General features: G+C 62.8%; 20 protein-coding genes. 12 read left to right on the forward strand and 8 right to left on the reverse strand.

Annotation, left to right across the window (positions count from 1 at the left end):
- Positions 1 to 41 precede the first annotated feature (41 nt).
- Positions 42 to 686, reverse strand: a complete 645-nt coding sequence (locus AB4N42_RS17460; protein WP_258647092.1) for a pentapeptide repeat-containing protein — start codon at positions 684 to 686, stop codon at positions 42 to 44.
- Positions 687 to 835: 149 nt separating this feature from the next.
- Entirely contained in the window at positions 836 to 2,692 is a 1,857-nt protein-coding gene (gene exaA, locus AB4N42_RS17465) for a quinoprotein ethanol dehydrogenase (RefSeq protein ID WP_407684405.1), read from the reverse strand.
- A gap of 252 nt (positions 2,693 to 2,944) precedes the next feature.
- On the opposite strand from exaA, the gene pedF reads away from it, so the two are divergent.
- From pedF to mqo, 10 genes are all read left to right on the forward strand, one after another.
- Entirely contained in the window at positions 2,945 to 3,406 is a 462-nt protein-coding gene (pedF, locus tag AB4N42_RS17470; protein WP_030140756.1) for a cytochrome c-550 PedF, read from the forward strand.
- Positions 3,407 to 3,411: 5 nt separating this feature from the next.
- The gene (locus AB4N42_RS17475; RefSeq protein ID WP_030140757.1) at positions 3,412 to 4,287 is read left to right on the forward strand and encodes a substrate-binding periplasmic protein; all 876 of its coding nucleotides are present in this window, start codon (positions 3,412 to 3,414) and stop codon (positions 4,285 to 4,287) included.
- Positions 4,288 to 4,296: 9 nt separating this feature from the next.
- Positions 4,297 to 5,052 (forward strand): quinoprotein dehydrogenase-associated SoxYZ-like carrier, encoded by a 756-nt coding sequence (locus AB4N42_RS17480; RefSeq protein ID WP_030140758.1) that lies wholly within the window; start codon positions 4,297 to 4,299, stop codon positions 5,050 to 5,052.
- Positions 5,053 to 5,067: 15 nt separating this feature from the next.
- Complete coding sequence (locus tag AB4N42_RS17485; RefSeq protein WP_460115055.1) at positions 5,068 to 6,006, forward strand: quinoprotein relay system zinc metallohydrolase 1; 939 nt, start codon at positions 5,068 to 5,070, stop codon at positions 6,004 to 6,006.
- A gap of 273 nt (positions 6,007 to 6,279) precedes the next feature.
- Complete coding sequence (locus AB4N42_RS17490) at positions 6,280 to 8,055, forward strand: PQQ-dependent methanol/ethanol family dehydrogenase (RefSeq protein ID WP_030138945.1); 1,776 nt, start codon at positions 6,280 to 6,282, stop codon at positions 8,053 to 8,055.
- Positions 8,056 to 8,339: 284 nt separating this feature from the next.
- Positions 8,340 to 9,860, forward strand: a complete 1,521-nt coding sequence (gene exaC, locus AB4N42_RS17495) for an acetaldehyde dehydrogenase ExaC (protein ID WP_030138944.1) — start codon at positions 8,340 to 8,342, stop codon at positions 9,858 to 9,860.
- 181 nt (positions 9,861 to 10,041) lie between these two features.
- Complete coding sequence (gene pqqA, locus AB4N42_RS17500; RefSeq protein ID WP_003243383.1) at positions 10,042 to 10,113, forward strand: pyrroloquinoline quinone precursor peptide PqqA; 72 nt, start codon at positions 10,042 to 10,044, stop codon at positions 10,111 to 10,113.
- A 133-nt stretch (positions 10,114 to 10,246) separates the two neighbouring features.
- Complete coding sequence (gene ercA, locus AB4N42_RS17505) at positions 10,247 to 11,404, forward strand: alcohol dehydrogenase-like regulatory protein ErcA (protein ID WP_030138943.1); 1,158 nt, start codon at positions 10,247 to 10,249, stop codon at positions 11,402 to 11,404.
- Positions 11,388 to 12,758 carry an ATP-binding response regulator gene (locus tag AB4N42_RS17510; RefSeq protein ID WP_030138942.1) on the forward strand — a complete coding sequence of 457 codons (1,371 nt, stop codon included), beginning with the start codon at positions 11,388 to 11,390 and terminating at the stop codon, positions 12,756 to 12,758. The genes ercA and AB4N42_RS17510 overlap by 17 nt, the downstream gene beginning before the upstream one ends.
- Positions 12,759 to 13,190: 432 nt before the next feature.
- A complete protein-coding gene (gene mqo / locus AB4N42_RS17515; RefSeq protein WP_030138941.1) occupies positions 13,191 to 14,834 on the forward strand; it encodes a malate dehydrogenase (quinone) in 1,644 nt (547 codons plus the stop codon).
- A gap of 169 nt (positions 14,835 to 15,003) precedes the next feature.
- On the opposite strand, the gene AB4N42_RS17520 is transcribed toward mqo, so the two are convergent.
- Positions 15,004 to 15,453 (reverse strand): Rrf2 family transcriptional regulator, encoded by a 450-nt coding sequence (locus tag AB4N42_RS17520; protein ID WP_030138940.1) that lies wholly within the window; start codon positions 15,451 to 15,453, stop codon positions 15,004 to 15,006.
- 126 nt (positions 15,454 to 15,579) lie between these two features.
- On the opposite strand from AB4N42_RS17520, the gene AB4N42_RS17525 reads away from it, so the two are divergent.
- Positions 15,580 to 16,479, forward strand: coding sequence for an NAD(P)/FAD-dependent oxidoreductase (locus AB4N42_RS17525; protein ID WP_217859511.1), 900 nt, complete (start codon positions 15,580 to 15,582; stop codon positions 16,477 to 16,479).
- 3 nt (positions 16,480 to 16,482) lie between these two features.
- On the opposite strand, the gene AB4N42_RS17530 is transcribed toward AB4N42_RS17525, so the two are convergent.
- Genes AB4N42_RS17530 through AB4N42_RS17540 form a run of 3 tightly spaced genes read right to left on the reverse strand, consistent with a single transcriptional unit; the run spans position 16,483 to position 19,516 of the window.
- Positions 16,483 to 17,790 carry a CitMHS family transporter gene (locus tag AB4N42_RS17530; RefSeq protein ID WP_460115056.1) on the reverse strand — a complete coding sequence of 436 codons (1,308 nt, stop codon included), beginning with the start codon at positions 17,788 to 17,790 and terminating at the stop codon, positions 16,483 to 16,485.
- A gap of 53 nt (positions 17,791 to 17,843) precedes the next feature.
- Positions 17,844 to 18,167 carry an AtuA-related protein gene (locus AB4N42_RS17535; protein WP_264429888.1) on the reverse strand — a complete coding sequence of 108 codons (324 nt, stop codon included), beginning with the start codon at positions 18,165 to 18,167 and terminating at the stop codon, positions 17,844 to 17,846.
- Entirely contained in the window at positions 18,167 to 19,516 is a 1,350-nt protein-coding gene (locus tag AB4N42_RS17540; RefSeq protein ID WP_030138936.1) for an acyclic terpene utilization AtuA family protein, read from the reverse strand. Before AB4N42_RS17540 ends, AB4N42_RS17535 begins: the two co-directional genes overlap by 1 nt.
- A gap of 101 nt (positions 19,517 to 19,617) precedes the next feature.
- Here AB4N42_RS17540 and AB4N42_RS17545 point away from each other — a divergent pair, with 101 nt between their 5' ends.
- Complete coding sequence (locus AB4N42_RS17545) at positions 19,618 to 20,484, forward strand: LysR family transcriptional regulator (protein WP_460115057.1); 867 nt, start codon at positions 19,618 to 19,620, stop codon at positions 20,482 to 20,484.
- Between the two features lie 104 nt (positions 20,485 to 20,588).
- On the opposite strand, the gene AB4N42_RS17550 is transcribed toward AB4N42_RS17545, so the two are convergent.
- A complete protein-coding gene (locus tag AB4N42_RS17550; RefSeq protein WP_030138934.1) occupies positions 20,589 to 21,440 on the reverse strand; it encodes a CAP domain-containing protein in 852 nt (283 codons plus the stop codon).
- Between the two features lie 195 nt (positions 21,441 to 21,635).
- Positions 21,636 to 22,409 (reverse strand): L-iditol 2-dehydrogenase, encoded by a 774-nt coding sequence (locus AB4N42_RS17555; RefSeq protein ID WP_030138933.1) that lies wholly within the window; start codon positions 22,407 to 22,409, stop codon positions 21,636 to 21,638.
- Between the last annotated feature and the right edge of the window lie 56 nt (positions 22,410 to 22,465).

Here is a 22,465-nt window from a genome sequence, read left to right on the forward strand (position 1 = left end):
TTCGCAGCCCAGCGGGGATAAATCCCCTCGCCACGGGGCGTTCAGCGCTCCCAAGAAGTCGGGCACCCGACACACCCCTGCATATTCGCATCCTGGAAATTCCCATAGTGCTGCCGCGAGCCCATCAGGTTGGCCTGCTCCAGATTACTTTCACCCAGCTTGACCTCTTGCAGATTGGCATCGCGCAGATCAGCGCCCTTGAGGTCGGCCTTGCTCAGCCAGGCCATTTCCAGGTCGGCGGCCTGCAGGTTGGCGTCGTGCAGTCGGGCGCCGGACAACCGCGCGAACTGAAGATAGGCCGCCGTCAGGTCGGCCTGCTGGAACTGCGCACCCTGGGCAAACAGGCCCCAGCCCTGGATAGCCTTCAGCGTGGCACCGCTGAAGTCCGCCAGGCGCAGATTGCTTTGTTGCAGGCTGGCTCGATTGAGATTGGCGCCCTGTAGCTGCGCTTTCTCGAGATTGGCCAGGTCCAGCCGCGCGTGGCGCAGGTCGGCATCGCGCAGGTCTGCGCCGGCGAGGTTCATCTTGCGCAGGTCCTGGTTGGCGAGCTTGGCGCCCCGCAGGTTGGCGCCGGGGCATTGGCTGGATTCGGCGATGGTGCAGCCGTTGATTGTCAGAGCGGTGTCGGGGTCATCGGCATGGGCAACGGCGCCGATGAACAGAAGCAGTAATGGCAAAAATTTCATGGCAGGAACTCGGTGTTAACTGTGGGAGCGAGCTTGCTCGCGATGGCGGTGGTCCAGCCGGCATTGATGTTGACTGACATTGCGCTATCGCGAGCAAGCTCGCTCCCACATGGGGTGGTGGTGTGGGTTGGGGCCCAGGTGGGTCAGGGTTATTTCTGCGCCGTGGCCTTATCCCAACTCGGAATCTTGAACACCCAGAACGAACCACCCTGGGCCACGGGCTTGGTCAGTTCGGCCATGTCGCCGCCCCACAACGGCACGGCGCCGCCGTAGCCGACGGTCACGCCGATGTACTGCTCGCCGTCCTGCTCCCAGGTGATGGGCGGGGAGACGATGCCGCTGCCGGTCTGGAACTTCCACAGCTCCTTGCCGGTTTTCGCATCGAAGGCCTTGAAGAAACCGTCGCCGGTGCCGGTGAACACCAGGTTGCCCTTGGTTGCCAGCACGCCGGCCCACAGCGGCAGCGGCTCCTTGTGCTCCCACACCACCTTGCCGGTGGTGGGATTCATGGCTCGCAGGCTGCCGACGTGATCGTCATACATGCGCTTGATCCGGAAACCCATGCCCAGGTAGGCGGAGCCTTTTTTATAGCTGACTTCCTCGGTCCAGTACTCCTCTTTCCATTGGTTGCCCGGTACGTAGAACAGGCCGGTGTCCTGGCTGTAGGCCATGGGGTTCCAGTTCTTGCCGCCGAGGAACGGCGGCGAGACTTCCACCGGCTTGCCCTTGGTTTCTCCCGGCAGCGGCTTGGCTGGGCGCTGGCCGGGATTTTCCACCGGCCGACCGGTCTTCAGGTCGATGTGGCTGGCCCAGGTGATGTTGTCGACGAAGGGGAAGGCGTTCTGCAACTTGCCGTTATTGCGATCCACCACATAGAAGAAGCCGTTGCGGTCGGCGTGGGCGGTGGCCTTGACCACCTTGCCGTCCTTGTCCTTGTAGTCGAACAGCACCAGCTCGTTGTTGCCGGAGAAGTCCCAGGCGTCGTTCGGCGTGTGCTGGTAGAACCATTTCACTTCACCGGTGCTTGGATCGACACCCACCTGGCCGGAGGTGTAGAGGCTGTCGTAGTCATGCGGATTGCCGTCCTTGGCCGTGCGCGCCCAGGTGTTCCAAGGGCCGGGGTTGCCCGCGCCGACGATGATGGTGTTGGTCTCGGCATCGAAACTGGCGCTCTGCCAAGGTGCGCCACCGCCGTGGCTCCAGGCTTCGACCTTGCCGGTCTCGGTGGTCTTGTCGTCAGGCCAGGACGGCGCCTTCACGTCGCCGGTCGGGGTGCTGTCCTTGCCGTTGAGGCGGCCCATGTGGCCTTCGACAAACGGGCGCATCCAGACTTCTTCGCCAGTGTCCGGATCACGGGCGAACAGTTGCCCAACCACGCCGAACTCATCGCCGGAACTGCCGTGGATCAGCAGGACCTTGCCGCTGGTCTTGTCCTTGATCAGCACCGGGGCGCCGGTCATGGTGTAGCCGCCGGCGTGGTCGCCGAACTTCTTGTTCCACACCACCTTGCCGGTGTTCTTGTCCAAGGCGACGACGCGGGCATCCAAGGTGCCGAAGTAGATCTTGTCGCCATAGATGGCCGCGCCGCGGTTGACCACGTCGCAGCACGGGCGGATGTTGTCCGGCAGGCGGTGGTTGTAGGTCCACAGGCGCTTGCCGGTCTTGGCATCCAGCGCGAACACCCGCGAATACGAGCCGGTGACGTACACCACGCCGTCGCTGACGATGGCCTGGGATTCCTGGCCGCGTTGCTTCTCGTCGCCGAAAGAATAGGACCAGGCCGGGGTCAGCTTGAACACGTTCTTGTCGTTGACCTGGGCCAGCGGGCTCCAGCGTTGGGCGTTGGTCCCCATGCCGTATTGCAGCACGTCCTGGGTGGTCAGGTGATCATTGGCGATGTCTTCCCAGGTCACGGCGGCGTGCGCCTGGGTGCCCAGGGACAGGCCACCGGCAAGCAGCAAGGCAACGGCCAGGGAGGAGAGGGCGGGGCGGGTTTTTATTGTCATGGTGGGATTTCCCAGTGAGGTTTTGGCCTGACTAGGGTCGGGGCTCGCACGCCTCGTCCGATACGGAAAAAGTCCCGCCCTTGCCGGGAAGACTTCCCAGGCCGCCTGTCTTTGCGACTTGCGTCGGACGACCTGCTACCAAGGAACTAGACCGCGACCACCAAAGCAGCATTCGGCTGTAGGCACGCGGTTCCTAAGATGACGGCACGGCCTCTGCAAAGAGGTCTTGCGTGCAATTTCGAGGGCATAACAATGACAACAAAACGCAACGCCATCATCGCTACCGCATTGCTGATGGGGCTGACCGGCGCTGGCTCTGCATGGGCCCATGGCAACGTAGTGCCCCAGGCAGTGGAAACCAAAGGGCTGACGCCCATCAAGGACGCCAACCTGCCGGTGGACGCCGACGGTTGGGTCGCACAGAACCCTTATCGCAACTCTCCGGAGCGGGACAAGGCCGTGGAAATCGGCGCTTCGGCCTACAACCAGAACTGCGCGGCCTGCCATGGCCTGGAAGCCAAGTCCGGCGGGATCGCACCGGACCTGCGCATGCTCGACGCCGCCGAAGCCGGCGATGAATGGTTTGTCGAGCGCGTGCGCCACGGCGCGGTGCGCGACGGTCGCGTCTACATGCCGAAGATGGCCGATTACCTGAGCCAGGAAGCGCTGTGGGCGGTGCGGACTTATCTGGACAGCGTGCACGTCGAGGAGTGATTGCCATGCGCTTGTTCGCGTGGGTGATGTGCGGCCTGTTGCTGTGGGGCCCGGCGGTGCAGGCGCAGGTGCGCAGCTATGACCAGATGATCGCCGACGGCGAATTGAAGGTCGCGGTCTACAAGGATTTCGCTCCCTACAGTTTCGAAGACCAGGGCCAGCCCCGGGGCGTCGATGTGGAATTGGCACAGGCCCTGGCCAAGGCCATGGGCGTGCGGCTGAAACTGATCTGGGCGCCGCCCGGCGAGAAGCTCGACGATGACCTGCGTGACTACATCTGGCGCAGCAGTCCATTGCACGACCGGCAATTGGCCGACCTGATGATGCGCGTGCCGTACGATCACGACTATGTGCAACGGCGCAACGACATCGGTGAGCTGGAAAACGCCCAGGTGGTGATGTTCGGGCCGTATCAACAGGAATGCTGGCAGGTGGCGTATGACCGTCGCCGACTGGAGTCGGTGGGCAGCGTCGCGGTGTTCCAGCAGCACCCCATCGGCGTCGAAGTCGACAGCGTGCCCTCGTTCTACCTGACCTCGGTGTTCAACGGCATGCTGAGCGCCAAGACCCGCCATTACCCCACCGTCGCCAAAGCCTTCGGGGCCATGCAGGCCGGCGAAGTCGACGCGGTCATGGCGATGCGCGGGGAGATCGACTGGCAAGTGCATCAGGCGGCCGACCCGCAGTTGGCCCTCGCTGAAAACGCCTACCCGAACATGGGCAAGCAGCGCTGGGAGATCGGCATGGCGGTGCATGAAAGCAACCGTCAGTTGGCCTACGCGGTGGAAGAGGCACTGGAAGGTTTGATTCGCGATGGCACTCTCAAGACGGTGTATGCCCACTATGGCCTGCGCTACGAAGTACCCGAGATGTACCAATAGGAGCGCGGGATGAATTGGCGAGCGTTCGGCCTGCTGTTGGGTTGCCTGCCGTTGATGGCGAGCGCGATCGAGCCGGGAAAGGACCCGGTGCCGTCGGTGATGTGGGCCTTCTATCACAAACAGTTGCTGGCGGATGCGCCGTTCGTGTTCGACGAGCGGGTGCGGGTGCTGGCGCCGCCCTTTGCCGAAGACGCCCGCCAGGTGCCGCTGGAAATCGATGCGCGGGCCTTCACGGGCGACGTCGTGCGGGTGCTGGCCTGGGCCGAGCTCAACCCGCTGCCAAGAATCGTTGATTTCCAGCCTTCGGAGCGGGTGCTGCCGTGGCTGTCGATCCGTATTCGCATCGAGCAAGCGACGCCGTTGCGTGCTGCCGTGCAGACCCGCGACGGCCTGTGGCACGTTGGCTCGACCCTGATCGATGCGGCGGGTGGCGGTTGCACCGCGCCCAGCGTGGTGCGCACCCAACCGGGATGGGAAGAACACTTGGGCGAAGTGTTGGGCGGGCGTTACCCGCGTGGGGATTCCAATCGCCTGCGCTTGCAGATCGCCCATCCCATGGACAACGGCCTGGTGAGCGGCATCCCGGAGTTCTTCCTCAACCAGGCGCAACTGTTGGACGCCGACGGCAAGCTGCTGGCGCGCCTGGAGCTGTTCCCGGCGGTCAGCGAAAACCCCAACCTGGGCTTCGATATCCAAGGCCCGGGCCAGACCCGCCTGGTGCTGCGCGACAACAGCGGCAACCAGTTCGAGGCGGCCATTCCCTGATCAAAGGAGCGCACCATGCGCTGGTTGTTGCTGATCTGTCTTGGGCTGTGCCTGCCGGCGTGGTCCGCCACCGATTATTCCCTCAAGCCGCGGCAGATCGCCGAGGGCACCTGGTTGCTGGAAGGCAGCACGGATAATTTCGCCAAGGCCAACGGTGGCAACATCGTCAACACCGGGTTCATCGTCACCGAGGCGGGTGTGGTGGTCATCGACACCGGACCGTCCAGGCGCTATGGCGAGGCGCTGCGCCAGGCCATAGCCGCGACGACTGGCAAACCGGTGATCCAGGTGCTGCTGACTCATCATCATCCCGATCACGTGCTGGGCAACCAGGCCTTCAGCGACGTACCCATCGGCGCGTTGCCCGGCACCACCGACCTGCTGCGACAGCAGGGCGATGCGCTGGCGGAAAACATGTACCGGCTGGTAGGCGACTGGATGCGCGGCACCGAGGTGGTGTTGCCGACCCAGGCGCTGAGCCCCGGGACGCTGAAGGTCGGCGATCATTCACTGCGCCTGCTGGCGTTGGCCGGGCACACCGGCGCGGACCTGGCGATCCTCGATGAAACCACCGGCGTGCTGTTTGCCGGCGACCTGGTGTTTTACGAACGGGCCTTGACCACCCCGAACAGCCCTGGCCTGGATGTCTGGCTCAAGGACCTCGACACGCTCCAGGCGCTGCCCTGGAAGCAAGTCGTCCCCGGCCACGGCCCGGTGGCCAGCGATGCCCGGCCTTTCTCGCAGATGCGCGACTACCTGGGCTGGCTCGACCAACTGATGCGCGACGGCGCGGCCCGGGGCGACGACATGGCCGAGATGATCCGCAGCCCCATTCCCGAGCGCTTCGCCGGGATCAGCCTGAGCCGGTATGAGCTGATTCGCAGTGTCAGTCATCTTTATCCGCGTTATGAGCGGGTGGGAATGGCGCGGGTGGACACCCACGACCCTGACTGAGCACATACCCCAGTGGCGAGGGGATTTATCCCCGCTGGGCTGCGAAGCGGCCCCTTGGATCTGTCTGGCATACCGAGCTGTCAGGTTTTAGGGCCGCTTCGCGCCCCAGCGGGGATAAATCCCCTCGCCACAGGGTGTGCTGATCCTCATGTGTACCAAGGAACTAGAAAACTCAACACAGCGGGCAATTGTTGGCGGCGCCGTCGGGGCCAAGAATCTGTGGCAGACCGGGAAAATTTCCCGGGTATAACAATAACCGCAGAGGTAGCCGCCATGATTCATCCCGCACGTCGCCAGCCCTTCGCCGTGAACCTGCTGCTCAGTGCCATGCTGCTGTCCGGCTCGGCGTTGGCCGCCGTGACCGACCAGGAAATTCTCCAGGACCCGAAGAACCCGCAACAGATCGTCACCAACGGCCTGGGGGTCCAGGGCCAGCGCTATAGCCCGCTCGACACCCTCAACGTGAATAACGTCAAGGACCTGCGTCCGGTCTGGGCGTTCTCCTTCGGCGGCGAAAAGCAGCGCGGCCAGCAGGCCCAGCCGATGATCAAGGACGGGGTGATGTACCTCACCGGGTCCTATTCGCGGGTGTTCGCGGTGGATGCGCGCACCGGCAAGAAACTCTGGCAATACGACGCGCGCCTGCCCGATGACATCCGCCCGTGCTGCGACGTGATCAACCGGGGCGTGGCGCTGTATGGCGACCTGGTGTTCTTCGGCACCCTCGACGCCAAGTTGGTGGCCTTGAACAAGGACACCGGCAAAGTGGTGTGGAGCAAGAAAGTCGCCGACCACAAGGAAGGCTATTCCATCAGTGCCGCGCCGCTCGTGGTGAACGGCAAGCTCATCACGGGCGTGGCGGGTGGCGAGTTCGGCGTGGTCGGCCAGATCAGTGCGTTCGACCCGAAAAACGGTGAACTGCTGTGGACCCGGCCGACCGTGGAAGGCCACATGGGCTACGTCTACAAGGACGGCAAGGCCGTGGAAAACGGTATTTCCGGCGGCGAGGCGGGCAAGACCTGGCCGGGTGACCTCTGGAAAACTGGCGGTGCCGCGCCTTGGCTGGGCGGCTACTACGACCCGGAAACAAACCTGTTGCTGTTCGGCACCGGCAACCCGGCGCCCTGGAACTCCCACCTGCGCCCTGGCGACAACCTCTATTCCTCGTCGCGCCTGGCCCTGAACCCGGACGACGGCAGCATCAAGTGGCACTTCCAGAGCACGCCCCACGACGGCTGGGACTATGACGGCGTCAACGAACTGATCTCGTTCAACTACAAGGAAGGCGGCAAGGACATCAAGGCCGCGGCGACCGCCGACCGTAACGGCTTCTTCTACGTGCTTGATCGCACCAACGGCAAGTTCATCCGCGGCTTCCCGTTCGTCGACAAGATCACCTGGGCCACCGGCCTGGACAAGGATGGCCGACCAATCTACAACGAGGCCAGCCGTCCGGGCGCGCCGGGCAGCGAAGCCAAGGGCAGTTCGGTGTTCGTGGCGCCGGCGTTCCTCGGTGCGAAAAACTGGATGCCGATGGCCTACAACCAGGACACCGGCCTGTTCTATGTGCCATCCAATGAATGGGGCATGGACATCTGGAACGAAGGCATCGCCTACAAGAAAGGCGCGGCGTTCCTCGGCGCCGGTTTCACCATCAAGCCGCTGAACGAGGATTACATCGGCGTATTGCGGGCCATCGACCCCAAGACCGGCAAGGAAGTCTGGCGCCACAAGAACTTCGCGCCGCTGTGGGGCGGGGTGCTGACCACCAAGGGCAACCTGGTGTTCACCGGTACGCCTGAAGGTTTCCTGCAAGCCTTCAACGCCAAGACCGGGGAAAAGGTCTGGGAATTCCAGACCGGCTCCGGCGTGCTCGGCTCGCCGATTACCTGGGAAATGGACGGCGAGCAGTACGTCTCGGTGGTGTCCGGCTGGGGTGGTGCGGTGCCGCTGTGGGGCGGCGAGGTGGCCAAGCGCGTGAAGGACTTCAACCAGGGCGGCATGCTCTGGACCTTCAAGTTGCCGAAGGAGCTTGTGGCCAAGCGCTGAGTTGTCATTGAGCGGGGTGCTGCTTTTGTGGCGAGGGGATTTATCCCCGCTCGAGTGCGTAGCGCTCGCAGAGATTCTGGGGCCGCTTCGCAGCCCAGCGGGGATAAATCCCCTCGCCACTAAAGGCAGCGCTCGTTCCCGCTCTTCGTGTCCTGAAAATTCAAACCTACGACCAAATAACGAGAGAGCCCCCTGCCAATGACGCATTCGTCCACCGCACGGGGCTCTCTACCATCGGCCTATCGCCTGTCCCGCGACAGGCATCGACCAGGCAGAGGCCCATCATGATCTACGCACAACCCGGAACCCCAGGCGCCGTCGTTTCCTTCAAGCCGCGCTATGGCAATTTCATCGGCGGCGAGTTCGTCGCGCCGGTCAACGGCGAATACTTCACCAACACGTCGCCGGTCAACGGCGAAGTCATCGGCGAATTCCCGCGCTCCAGCGCAGCCGATATCGACAAAGCTCTGGATGCGGCCCATGCCGCCGCCGATGCGTGGGGCAAGACCTCCGTTCAGGATCGTTCCCTGGTGCTGCTGAAAATCGCTGACCGCATCGAGCAGAACCTGGAAATCCTCGCCGTCAGCGAGACGTGGGACAACGGCAAGGCCGTGCGTGAAACCCTGAATGCCGACGTGCCTCTGTCGGCTGACCATTTCCGCTATTTCGCCGGTTGCATCCGCGCCCAAGAGGGCGGCGCTGCCGAAATCAACGAGTTGACCACCGCCTATCATTTCCACGAGCCGCTGGGCGTGGTCGGCCAGATCATCCCGTGGAACTTCCCGCTGCTGATGGCCGCCTGGAAACTCGCCCCGGCCCTGGCCGCCGGCAACTGCATCGTGCTCAAGCCGGCGGAGCAGACGCCGCTGTCGATTACCGTATTCATCGAACTGATCGCCGACCTGCTGCCAGCCGGCGTGTTGAACATTGTCCACGGCTTTGGCCGCGAAGCCGGCGAAGCCCTGGCCACCAGCAAGCGCATCGCCAAGATCGCCTTCACCGGCTCGACTCCGGTCGGTTCGCACATCATGAAGTGCGCCGCTGAGAACATCATCCCGTCCACGGTGGAGCTGGGCGGCAAGTCGCCGAACATCTTCTTCGAAGACATCATGCAAGCCGAGCCGGCGTTCATCGAGAAGGCTGCCGAAGGCTTGGTACTGGCGTTCTTCAACCAGGGCGAAGTCTGCACGTGCCCATCTCGCGCCTTGGTGCAGGAATCGATCTACGCACCGTTCATGGCCGAGGTCATGAAGAAAATCGCCAAGATCAAGCGTGGCAACCCACTGGACACCGAGACCATGGTCGGCGCCCAGGCGTCCCAGCAGCAATACGACAAGATCCTTTCGTACCTGGACATCGCCCGGGAAGAGGGTGCCGAGCTGCTGACCGGTGGCGCGGCCGAACGTCTTGAGGGCGATCTGTCCAGCGGCTATTACATCCAACCGACGCTGCTCAAGGGCCATAACAAGATGCGCGTCTTCCAGGAAGAAATCTTCGGCCCGGTGGTGGGCGTGACCACCTTCAAGGACGAAGCGGAAGCCCTGGCGATCGCCAACGACACCGAGTTCGGCCTCGGCGCCGGCCTCTGGACCCGCGACATCAACCGCGCCTACCGCATGGGTCGGGCGATCAAGGCCGGACGCGTGTGGACCAACTGCTACCACCTTTACCCGGCGCATGCCGCGTTCGGCGGCTACAAGAAATCCGGCGTCGGTCGCGAAACCCACAAGATGATGCTCGACCATTACCAGCAGACCAAGAACCTCTTGGTGAGCTATGACGTCAATCCGTTGGGGTTCTTCTGACCCCCGAAGCACTCGCCGAGTGACTCCTGTGGCGAGGGAGCAAGCCCTCGCCACGGAGTCTCGCTGTTCCTGTAATACCAACGCACCCCACCCACCGCTTCGAAAGTAGCATTCGGGCCCTGACCGCCCCGTGCATTAATGAACCTGCCGGAATCGCCCGGTACAAGAAGAGGAAAGACCCATGTGGACTAAACCCGCGTACACCGACCTGCGTATTGGCTTTGAAGTGACGATGTACTTCGCCAACCGATGAGTGCCTGGCCCGGCTTGAAGCGTTCAGGCCGGGCTACCCATTGGTCGGATTGCATTAACGGCGGGATGCTTTAGGCTCAACGTATCCCTCGACAATAACAACAGGCTTACCCATGAGCCCCGCAACTGAAAAGATGAGCCTCAGCCCCCTGCGCAAGTTCGTTTCCCCTGAAATCATGTTCGGTGCCGGCTGTCGGCACAACGTTGGCAACTACGCCAAGACTTTCGGCGCCCGCAAGGTGCTGGTGGTCACCGATCCCGGGGTGATCGCCGCCGGTTGGGTCGGCGACGTCGAGACCAGCCTGCAAGCCCAGGGCATCGACTACTGCATCTACAGCGACGTCTCGCCCAATCCTCGGGTCGAGGAAGTCATGCTCGGTGCCGAAACCTACCGCGAGAACCATTGCGACGTGATCGTCGCGGTTGGCGGCGGCAGCCCCATGGACTGCGGCAAGGCGATCGGGATCGTGGTCGCCCATGGCCGCAACATCCTTGAATTCGAAGGCGTGGACACGCTGCATGTGCCCAGTCCGCCGCTGATCCTGATTCCCACCACGGCCGGCACTTCTGCCGATGTGTCGCAGTTCGTCATCATCTCCAACCAGCAAGAGCGCATGAAGTTTTCCATCGTCAGCAAGGCAGCCGTGCCGGACGTGTCGTTGATCGACCCGGAAACGACCTTGAGCATGGACCCGTTCCTGTCGGCCTGTACCGGCATCGATGCGTTGGTGCATGCGATCGAGGCGTTCGTCTCCACCGGCCACGGACCGTTGACCGATCCCCACGCGCTGGAAGCGATGCGCCTGATCAACAACAACCTGGTGCAGATGATTGCCAATCCGGCGGACGTCGCCCTGCGGGAAAAGATCATGCTCGGCAGCATGCAGGCCGGGCTTGCGTTCTCCAACGCGATCCTCGGTGCGGTGCACGCCATGTCCCACAGCCTGGGCGGTTTTCTCGACCTGCCTCACGGCTTGTGCAACGCGGTGCTGGTGGAACACGTGGTAGCGTTCAACTACACCTCGGCGCCGGACCGCTTCAAAGTGATCGCCGAGACCCTTGGCATCGATTGCCGTGGGCTCAACCATCGGCAGATCCGCACCCGGCTGGTGGAGCACCTGATCGCCCTCAAGCGCACCATCGGTTTCCACGAGACCCTGGGGCTGCACGGTGTGAGTACCTCGGACATTCCGTTCCTGTCGCAACATGCGATGCATGACCCGTGCATTCTTACCAACCCTCGGGAGTCGAGCCAGCGGGATGTCGAGGTCGTCTATGGCGAAGCCCTCTGACGAGCAGCAAAAAGCCCTGGCCGGATTGCTGGGGCTGGGCAACCACTCGACACGCAAGAGTCACTATCCGGAACTGGCGGCGCGTCTCGATGAGCTGGAGCAGGCCCGGCAACGCTTGCAACAGCTCAACGATCAACTGGAACAGCGGGTGGCCGAGCGCACCGATGCGCTGCTGGAGGCCAACCACAACCTGCAGCAGCAGATCGCCCAGCGCAAACTGGTCGAGCAACAGTTGCGCGATGCCCGGGACGCAGCCCAAGCGGCCAACCGCAGCAAGGATAAGTACCTGGCCGCCGCCAGCCATGACCTGTTGCAACCCCTCAACGCCGCGCGGTTGCTGATCGCGACCTTGCGCGAGCGACAACTGCCCAATGCCGAGCACGTGCTGGTGGAGCGCACGCACCAGGCGCTCGAAGGCGCTGAAGACCTGCTCGCCGACCTGCTGGATATTTCCCGGTTGGATCAGGCCGCCGTCAAGCCAGACCTCGCGCCTTATCGGTTGGATGAGTTGTTGGCGCCGCTGGTGTCCGAATTCCAGTCGGTGGCCGGTGCCGCTGGCCTGGAACTGCGCGTGCGGTTCGGCGACGAAGCGGTGCTGACCGACCTGCGGCTGATGACCCGCATCCTGCGCAATCTGTTGAGCAATGCCTGTCGTTATACTGACCAGGGCGGCATTCTCCTGGCGGCGCGGCGGCGGGGAGGGCACCTGAGCCTGGAAGTCTGGGATACGGGACGCGGCATCGCCGCCGATTGCCTGGAGTCGATTTTCCTCGAATTCAATCAACTGGACGTGGGACGGGCGGCGGATCGCAAGGGCGTCGGCCTGGGGCTGGCGATCGTCGAACGCATCGCCCATATCCTCGGCTATCGGGTGCAGGTGCGCTCCCGGCCTGGACGCGGTTCGGTGTTCAGCATCAACGTGCCGCTGTCCGCCGAACGGCCGCTGCCCATGTCCCAGGTTCCGGTGCAGGCAGTGGCCGGTAATCCGCTGCCGGGACGCCGGCTGCTGGTCATCGACAACGAAGTGAGCATCCTGCAAAGCATGGCGGCGTTGCTGGAGCAGTGGGGCTGCGAGGTATTGACCGCCACCGATGAAGCGGCCGCCTTCGACGCCCTGCAAGGCCGCGCCCCGGAGTTGGTTCTGGCGGATTTCCACCTCGATCATGGGGTGGTCGGCTGCGAAGTGGTCAGGCATCTGCGCGAGCATTTCCAGCAGGCAATCCCCGCCGTGATCATCACCGCCGACCGCAGCGACCAGTGCCGCCGCGCCCTGCGCAAACTGAACGCGCCGCTGCTGAACAAACCGGTCAAACCAGGCAAGTTGCGGGCAGTGTTGAGCCAGTTGCTCGGCTAGCCAAGCCTTGCATAGCCCTCTGTGGGAGCGAGCCTGCTCGCGAAGATGTCAGGTCAACCGATGAGATCCGGCTGACACGCCGCCTTCGCGAGCAGGCTCGCTCCCAAGGTTCTTTTGTCGGCGTTTTTGTCAGGAATGCAAAAATGCGCTTCGGTCTGTTTGGTTCATTCTGTAAACTCCCCCCGCTGCGACAATCGGGCACGGCCACGGCAGGCCCGATCTAGACCGTTTTGCAGTGTCCCTCACCCAGCTGAAGCCAAGACCTACAAGAAGTCAGCGCCGGAGAGACATAAATGCGAGGCCGATTCGCTCGGCCCCTGTAGGTCCTTCCTCCAGTCCATTCGATACCCGTCCGCCGACCTGGCATTGGGCGAGGTCTATTCTTGAACGGGACTGTGGGACGGAATGGCGTTTTATCCTAGGGATACACACATGTTGAAGAAAACACACACGGCGCTGCTAGGCCTGGCGATGGCGATGGGTCTTGCGACCACGCACGCCGCCGAGCCGAAAAAAGTCGATGTCTTGCTCATCGGTGGCGGCATCATGAGTTCGACCCTCGGTGTCTGGCTCAATGAGCTGGAGCCGGGCTGGACCATGGAAATGGTCGAGCGCCTGGACGGTGTTGCCGAAGAAAGCTCCAACGGCTGGAACAACGCCGGTACCGGTCACTCCGCACTGGCCGAGCTGAACTACACGCCGGAAGACAAGAACGGCAAGGTCGATATCTCCAAGGCGATCGAGATCAACGAAGCGTTCCAGATCTCCCGTCAGTTCTGGTCCTGGCAGGTCAAGAACGGCGTGCTGAAGAACCCGCGCTCGTTCATCAACTCCACGCCACACATGAGTTTCCTGTGGGGCGACGACAACATCGCGTTCCTGAAGAAGCGCTACGACGCACTCCAGGCCAGCCCGCTGTTCGCCGGCATGCAGTACTCCGAAGACCCGGCGCAGATCAGCAAGTGGGTTCCGCTGATGATGCAAGGGCGTGACCCGAGCCAGAAAGTCGCGGCGACCTGGAGCCCGCTGGGTACCGACGTGAACTTCGGCGAAATCACACGCCAGTTCGCGGCTTACCTGCAATCCAAGCCGAACTTCTCCCTCAAGCTGTCCAGCGAAGTGGAAGACATCACCCGCAACGAAGACGGCTCCTGGCGCGTTTCGTACAAGAACTTGAAAGACGGTACCGAAACCGAGACCGATGCCAAGTTCGTCTTCATCGGTGCCGGTGGCGGCGCGCTGCACCTGCTGCAGAAGTCGGACATTCCGGAAGCCCGTGAATACGCCGGCTTCCCGGTGGGTGGTTCGTTCCTGGTGACCGAAAACCCGACCGTTGCCCAGATGCACCTGGCGAAGGCCTACGGCAAGGCTTCGGTGGGTGCACCGCCGATGTCGGTTCCACACCTGGACACTCGCGTGCTGGACGGCAAGCGCGTGATCCTGTTTGGCCCGTTCGCCACGTTCTCCACCAAGTTCCTGAAGAACGGTTCGTACTTTGACCTGCTGACCAGCACCACGACCCACAACGTGTGGCCGATGACCAAGGTCGGTATCGAACAGTACCCGCTGGTGGAATACCTGGCCGGCCAACTGATGCTGTCGGACGAAGACCGCTTCAACGCGCTGAAGGAGTACTTCCCGGACGCCAAGCAGGAAGACTGGCGCCTGTGGCAAGCCGGCCAGCGTGTGCAGATCATCAAGCGTGACGAAGAGAAGGGCGGCGTGCTGAAACTCGGCACCGAAGTCGTCGCTTCCCAGGACGGCAGCATCGCTGGCCTGCTGGGTGCTTCCCCAGGCGCTTCGACTGCCGCACCGATCATGCTGACGGTGCTTGAGAAGGTCTTCAAGGACAAGGTAGCCACCCCGGCCTGGCAGGAAAAACTGCGCCAGATCGTACCGAGCTACGGCACTAAGCTGAATGACAGCCCTGAGCGTGTCGCGCAGGAATGGGCCTACACCAGCGAAGTCCTGCAACTGGACCCACCACCGGCCATCGGCAAGGCAGTGGCCCCTGTAGCCCCGGCCAAGCCGGCTGCTGCTCGGGAAGCCAATCCAGCGGCTGACATGGCGCTGTAAACCGGACGCTATCCGGTCAGGTACAAAAACGCCGCTCAAAATGAGCGGCGTTTTTTTGTGCCCCGGACTACCCCCCTGTGGGAGCGAGCCTGCTCGCGAATGCGATTCACCTGAATAGATAATGTTGGATGTGCCAAAGCCTTCGCGGGCAAGCCCGCTCCCACAGGGATTAGAGGTGAGGCTCGGCCTTGGGCTCACCCCGAAACCGCGCATCAAAGTCTTCCGCCAACTGCGCCAACGTAATGCTGCCCAGACGCTTGAGCAACAACGCCTGGGCCTCATCGAACGCATCAGTCAGCGCCGCATTCACCGCCTGTTCCACCAGGCATTGCGGATGATCGGTGGACAGGCCGATGGCAAAGATCGACGTGCTGCCCAACGCCTGATGAATGTCCAGCAGCGTCATCTCGGCCAACGGTTTAGCCAGGCTCCAGCCACCGCGATGGCCTTTTTCCGAAGTGACGTAACCCTGTTCCTTGAGCAACGCCATGGTTCGGCGCACCACCACCGGGTTGGTGCCCAGCATTTGGGCGAGGGTGTCGGAGGTGGCCGATTGCTGATGGCGATCCATATGAATCAGGACGTGCAGCATGCGCGATAGGCGGGTGTCGTTTCTCATGGGCGGGTCCGAAGGAAATCTGCGCCGAGTATCGCCTGTAATCGCAAAAGTTACGAGACTGTTGACAGGCACTTTTCAAGAAACATACGATGTTTCGAGAAAATCCCAAAACAGGAGATCGTCCCCATGGAACACGACATCATCATCGCTGGCGGCAGCTACGCCGGCCTGTCCGCAGGTCTTCAGTTGGCCCGCGCCCGCCAAAAAGTGCTGGTGATCGACGCCGGTCAGCGTCGCAACCGGTTTGCCGCGACTTCCCATGGGTTTCTCGGACAGGACGGTCGCGCTCCAGGTGACATTGTCAACGACGCCCGCGCCCAGCTCATGGATTATCCAACCGTGGAATGGGCGTCGGATAGCGCGATCCACGCCGTCCGGGACGCAGACGGATTCGTCATGGAGACTGCCCACGGGCAACGCTACAGTGCCAAACGCCTGTTGCTCGCCACCGGCGTGATCGATGAATTGCCCGATGTGCCAGGGCTGACGGAGCGCTGGGGGAAAAGTGTCTTTCATTGTCCGTACTGCCACGGCTATGAGTTGGAGCAGGGACCGATCGGTGTGCTGGCGACGTCGCCGATGTCGTTGCACCATGCCCTGATGCTGCCCGACTGGGGGCCGACCACTTTTTTCACCAATGGCGTATTCGAGCCCGACCTTGAGCAACGGCAAAGCCTGGCGCAACGTGGTGTAACCCTGGTGCCGGAACGCGTCGAACGTATTGAAGGCGAACGGGCCAACGTGGTGTTGGTGGACGGGCGGGTGATCGCCATTGATGGCCTGTTTGTCTTGCCGCGTACCCGCGTTGCCAGTTCACTCGCCGCGTCCCTGGGTTGCAACTTTGAAGAAGGCCCGCTCGGGGCGTTCATCCAGACCGACCCGATGACCCGGGAGACCAGCGTTCCCGGGGTGTTTGCCTGTGGCGACGCAGCGATGCCGTTCGGCTCGGTCGCGCTGGCCGTTGGCGATGGGGTGAGGGCTGGCTCGGGGGTGCATCGGTCGTTGATCTTCCAGGCCCACCCTTGACGCTCAGACTTGTACCGCACCCGTTGCCACGGCGAAAACGAGCATCACCAGACTGACGCCCCAGGCCCAGAAAAACGTATAGGCCATGTGCTTGCGCAGTTCCACGCCGGACAGCGCCAGGGCCAGGTACACACTGGGCACCACCGGGCTGATGGAGAATCCGGTGTTCTCGCCGATCAACATGGCCCGTGCCACGGCTTCGAGGGGAACGCCTGCCGCAGCGGCCACGTCCTTGATCACCGGCAGGAGCGCGAAGTAATAGGCGTCTGGCGAAAAGATCATGCCCAGGGGCACACCGAAGAAACCGACGATCACGTGCAGGTATTGGGCAGAGCCGGCAGGCAGGATATTGATCAGCGCCAACGCCATGCCGTCGGACATCTTCGCGCCGGACAGCACGCCCAGCAGCACCGCGGCGGCCATCATCACCAGGACCATCTGCAGCGCATCGGACGCGTGGGCCTTGAGGCGTTCGGCCTGGGCGTCCAGGGATGGGAAGTTCAAGGGCAGGGCGATGCCCAGTCCGACCATGAAACACGCATACAAAGGGAAAATGCCGGTGAACAGGCACACCAGGATGCCGCCGGTCAGGGCCACGTTCAGCCAGTAGCGCAGTTCCCGGGGAGAGAGCGTGAACTCGCGGCCTTGGGTTTGCAGGTCGTCTACATCACACGTCGCGGCCGCCCCCAGCGACATCGGTTGGCGACGCTGGGCGCGCAAGCCCAATACCGTCGCCACCCCGAGCATGCACGCCAGGCCCACCATCTGCACCGGCAGCAAGCCCAGCCACAGCGCGGTGGCATCCAGGCCTGACACGGCGGCGGCGCGGGCGGTCGTGCCGCCCCAAGGCACCATGTTGATGACGCCGGCCGTGGTACCCACCAGGCACAGCAACATTGCCGGGCTCATGTTCAGGCGTTTGTACAAGGGCAGCAGCGCCGGGATAGTCAGCAGGAACGTGGCGGCGCCAACGCCGTCGAGATGCACCACGGACGTCACCAAAACCGTCACCAACGCCACGGCCAGCGGCTTGCCGCCGGTGCTGCGGATCAGCAGGTTGACCAGCGGATCGAACAATCCCCGGTCACGCATGATGCCGAAGAACAAGATGGCAAACAGGAACAGCGCGGCGGTCGGGGCCACGGTGATCAGGCCGGCCTTTATGAACTCGCCGATCTGCCCAAGATTGAAGCCGGCGAGCAGGCAGACGATCACGGGGAGGGTGGTGAACGCCACCACCGGGCTGATCCGGCGCAGCAATATCAAGCCGATGACGGCGAGCATCATCAGGAAACCCAGGGTTGTAATCATGTTGCAGCCTCTCTTTTTATTGTTGTCGGATGGTTCGCAGGCACTGGATTCGGTCAGTCCGTCGGGCCGGGCAGGCGCAAGGCCAACAGCAGGTAACTCAGGCTCTTGCCGTGGCGGTCCAGGCCGCAACTGCGGTTCACGCCGCCCTCCAGGGCATCCTCGAGGACGAAGTTCAGCGCGTTCAGGTTCGGCAGTTCATAGCGGTGCACCCTGGAGGGTTGTCGCGTCGCGAATTGCTCGGCGACCCGCTCGCAGGTCAACGTCTGTAGCAACCAGGCGTAGTGGGCCGCGTCGTGGGGAAACACCGCGATGCTGAGGATGTTGCCTTTGTCGCCAGCACGGGCGTGAGCGAAATCGGCGAGGGTAACGAGGTTCATCAGTACCACTCCAGAGTCGTGTGGATTTCATCGCGCGGCAGCAGGAAACTTCGCGTGGTGACGGCCTCGACGAGATGTCGTCGCACGCCACCGCCGCCTGCCGGTCCGTTGGTGTAGAGCGACTCCACTTCGACCAACAGCGTTTCTACCAGCGGTCGGTCGCTGTGGGTCAGGCCGATGCGTACGCGCACATCCTCCAGGGCCGGGGCCTGGGCGAGTTGCTGTTGCAGATAGCGACCGCCCTGGTCGTTGAACAGGCTGGCGACGCCGGAAATATCGATCCAGGGCTGCAGGCCTGGCGCCAATCGGTCGAAACGTTCCAGCAGAATTTCTCGCGCCAAGGCCGCACGCGCCAAGGCGCCGGGGCCGGCATAAGATATTTCCGCCTCGCCAAACCACAGGCCGCGCACGCCTGCCAAGCCTTTCAGGGTCTCGGGGCGCGGATGGCCGAGCAGGCCGTTGATCTCGACACGGTCTTCGCCCAGGTCCTGCACGCGGGCTTCGCCAAGGTCCAGTACAACGTCCGGCGTCAGGTAGCGTCGTGGGTCGTGGACTTCGTAAAGAAGCTGCTCCTTCACAGTCTGCTCGCTGACCCGGCCGCCGCTGTCGCGGGTCTTGCCGATGATCAAGCGGCCGTCCTCGTGGATCTCGGCAATCGGACAACCGAGATTCGCCGGGTCTGGAATGTCTTTCATGCCGGGGTGGGCAAAATAGCCACCGGTGACCTGGGTACAGCACTCCAGCAAGTGTCCAGCCGCCGTCGCTACCGCGATTTTCTGCCAATCGTCGGCTTTCCAACCCAACCCGTGGCGGATCGCACCGACGGCCAGCGAGGGGTCGGCGACACGGCCGCACAGGACGATGCCGGCACCGTCGGTCAACGCCTGGACGATACCGTCGGCGCCGGTGTAGACGTTTACGGATACAGGCTGTTCCTGCGGATCGGACGACAGCCATCGTGCGTAGCGCGCAGGTGTTTCGTCCAAGAGGTCGTCACCCAGCACGCAAGCGATCTTCAGCCCAGGGAAACGACCCGCCAGGGCGTGGCGCAATCGCTGGGCGGCAGCCCTAGGATTGGCGGCGCCGCCGTTGGTGATGATCGGGATGCCGGCTTCGATGCACAGGTCCAGCATGGGCTCGAGAAAATCGAACAATCGGGCGGAATAACCGGCCTGCGGGTCGAGACGCTTGCGCAATTGCGCCTCGGCCAGGGTCCGTTCCGCCAACAGCTCCAGCATGATGTAGCGTTGGCCGCTGCGTTGTGCCAGGTCCTGGGCCAGGCGCAGGGCGGCGTCAGGCCGGTCATTGGCGAAACCGGCGCCACACCCGACGAGAATTGTTTTTGTCATGTCCGTTTTCCACTGAAGGGTGGCCCTATAGTGGAGACGCTGGATTGTTCTGTGAATTTTAAAGGTAGAATCAATTGATCCATTAATTTTATGAGTGGGCCATGAACGTCTCCTTCCGCCAGCTTCGCGCCTTCATCCTGATCGCTGAAACCTCCAGTTTTACCCGCACGGCCGAGCAACTGCACCTGTCCCAGCCGGCGCTGAGCTACAGCATCCGCAAACTGGAAGAGAGCATGGGTTTGCAGTTGCTCGCGCGTAACACCCGCAGCGTCGAGTTGACGCCCGCCGGTGAGCATTTCCTGCCCCAGGCCCGGCGCATGCTGCGGGACATGGACGACGCCGTGCGCGATGCCCGCGACACTCTCAGCTTGAGCCGTGGCACGCTCCGGCTGGCGGCGCTGCCGACCGCTGCCGCTTCATTCCTGCCGGTGGTTATCGCCTCGTTCCAGCGTGAGCACCCAGGCGTGAAGGTGCATCTTCTGGATGGTCGCGCCGGGGAAATCATGGGTTGGGTGCAGCGCGGCGAGGTGGACGCCGGCATCAGTTCGTTGCCGGACGACTTGTCTGGCTTGAGCTTCGAGCGCCTGCTGGATGACAACCTGGTCCTGCTCAGCCACAAGGATCATCACCGCGACTGGAAACAGCAGCCCTATATCGCCCTGACGCCGGACACCAGCATCCGGCCGTTGGCCGACGCGGCGTTGCGTTATTTGAATGTCGATCCGTTCCCCGCCTGGGAAGTGGCGCACCTGAGCACGGCCACGGCGCTGGTCCGCGAGGGGCTGGGGTTTTCCTTGTTGCCGGCCAGTTGCACGGCGGTGTTCAACATCGGTGAGCAGTGCGCGGTCACTGCCATTGATCAACCGGCAAAACGCTCGATTGGCTTGCTGCAGCGCAAGCCGGTGGCCCCGTCACCGTCGTTAAGCCAGTTCATGGGGCATGTGCGGCGGGTATTGCGGCAGGAGTAAGACCCGATGCGCTGCCATCGCGAGCAAGCTCGCTCCCACACTGATTGCGGCATCCCTTTGTGGGAGCGAGCTTGCTCGCGATGGCGAAAGCACGGTCAACATAACTACTGAGTACCAAACATCGCCGTCCAATAAATCCCCGCATCGCTCTTCGGGTCCATCGCATACCCGGCCCCCAACTCGCGAAATTGCGGATTCATCAAGTTGGCGCAGTGCCCCGGGCTCGCCAGCCAGCCGTCCACCACCTTCAACGCCGTGTCCTGCCCGGCGGCGATGTTTTCGCCGATGACCTGCGCCAGGTAACCGGCCAGTTCGGCGCGATCGCCCGGCATGCGCCCATCGCGGTCCTTGTGGTCGAAGAAATTGTTGTTGGCCATGGCGCGGGTGTGATTCACCGCAGCCAGGGCCAGATCGGCGTTCCAGGCCAGCGGTGTCGTGGCGGCGAACGCTTCGGTGCCGCAGCGGCGTGGCTGCGCGCGGGCGCTATTGATCAGCTTGAGCAGTTTCTGGCCTTCGGCCTGCCAATCCCCGAGGCGCGCCGACAACAGTGGGCGAGCCAGCACGATGCGCCATTCCCGGTCCAGTCGACTCACGCCGATGTCCACGAACTGCGGGTCCAGCACGACTTGGCAAAAACTTTCCTGTACAGCCTTCATCGCAGCCTGGGCGTCCCGAGGACCGGACAGGCTGATGGCCTGCACGTTGACCATCGGATAGGCCGCCCGCGCCAACGCTTGCTGCAAATCGCCGATGCCATTGGCCGACAGGATCAACCGTGAATCCATTGCCAGCGGCGGCAGCTCCAGGGAAGCCTGGCCCGCGCAGCTTTGGGATTGGCTGCGGTAAAGATTGATGGACTCGACCAGTTGCGTCTCTTCGGTGGCTGCGGCATTGGCGGCAAAGGCCAGTCCCAGCGACAGCGCGGCAAGACGCATGACGGAAAAAATGGCACGCATGTAAATCTCCCTTGAGCGGACGGCGCCTATGATGCGCAATTTTTGCCCGGCTGGGGCAACGGTATTCACGCTCTCTTGAAATCCCTTGGAACGGCACCGTTGGGTACCGTTCGGGATGATCCTCAAGTAGTGGGATCAATTTTCAGGCGAATAGGTCCATTTTCGTCGTCTCAAGGCCATAAAACTTCAGGATCGTCAGCTCATCCAGTTACCGCCGTCGACGTTATAGGTCTGGGCTACCACATATTCGCTGTCGGCCGAAGCCAGGAAAATCGCCATGCCAACCAGATCCTGCGCGGTGCCCATCCGGCCATAAGGCACCTGTTGCCCGACCTGACGCTTCTTTTCGCCCAAGGGCAGGTTTTCATGACGGGCGAACATTGCGTCGACGCCGTCCCAGTGCTCACCGTCCACCACCCCTGGCGCAATGGCGTTGACATTGATCCGATGCTTGATCAAATCCAGCCCGGCGGATTGGGTCACGCTGATCACGGCAGCCTTGGAGGCACAGTAGACCGCCACCAGGGCCTCGCCACGGCGGCCGGCCTGGCTCGCCATGTTGATGATCCGGCCGCCGTGGCCCTGGCGGATCATCTGGCGGGCGGCGGCTTGCAGCGTGAACAGTGCGCCGGCGACGTTGATGGAGAACAGCCGCTCGTAGCTCTCCCGGGTGATCTCGACGATGGGCGCCAGGTCGAACAGCGCCGCATTGTTGATCAAGATGTCCAACTTGCCTGCCCGGGCCACGACGGAATCGATGGCCTGGTCGATTGATGCCTGATCGGTCACGTCCATCCTGACGGCATAGGCGCTGTCGCCCAATTCAGCGGCAGTCTCCCGGGCCCGATCCAGGTCGATATCGGCGATCGCCACAGTGGCGCCTTCATCGACATAGGCCTGGGCGAACGCCTTGCCAATGCCACGGGCAGCACCGGTGACCAGCGCGCTTTTTCCTTGCAGTCGTTTCATGGGGGAGATCCTGTCCTGAATAAAAAAATGTGTGTCTGTGAACCGTTGTGGTGAGG

The sequence above is a fragment of the Pseudomonas sp. H2_D02 genome, assembly GCF_054677635.1.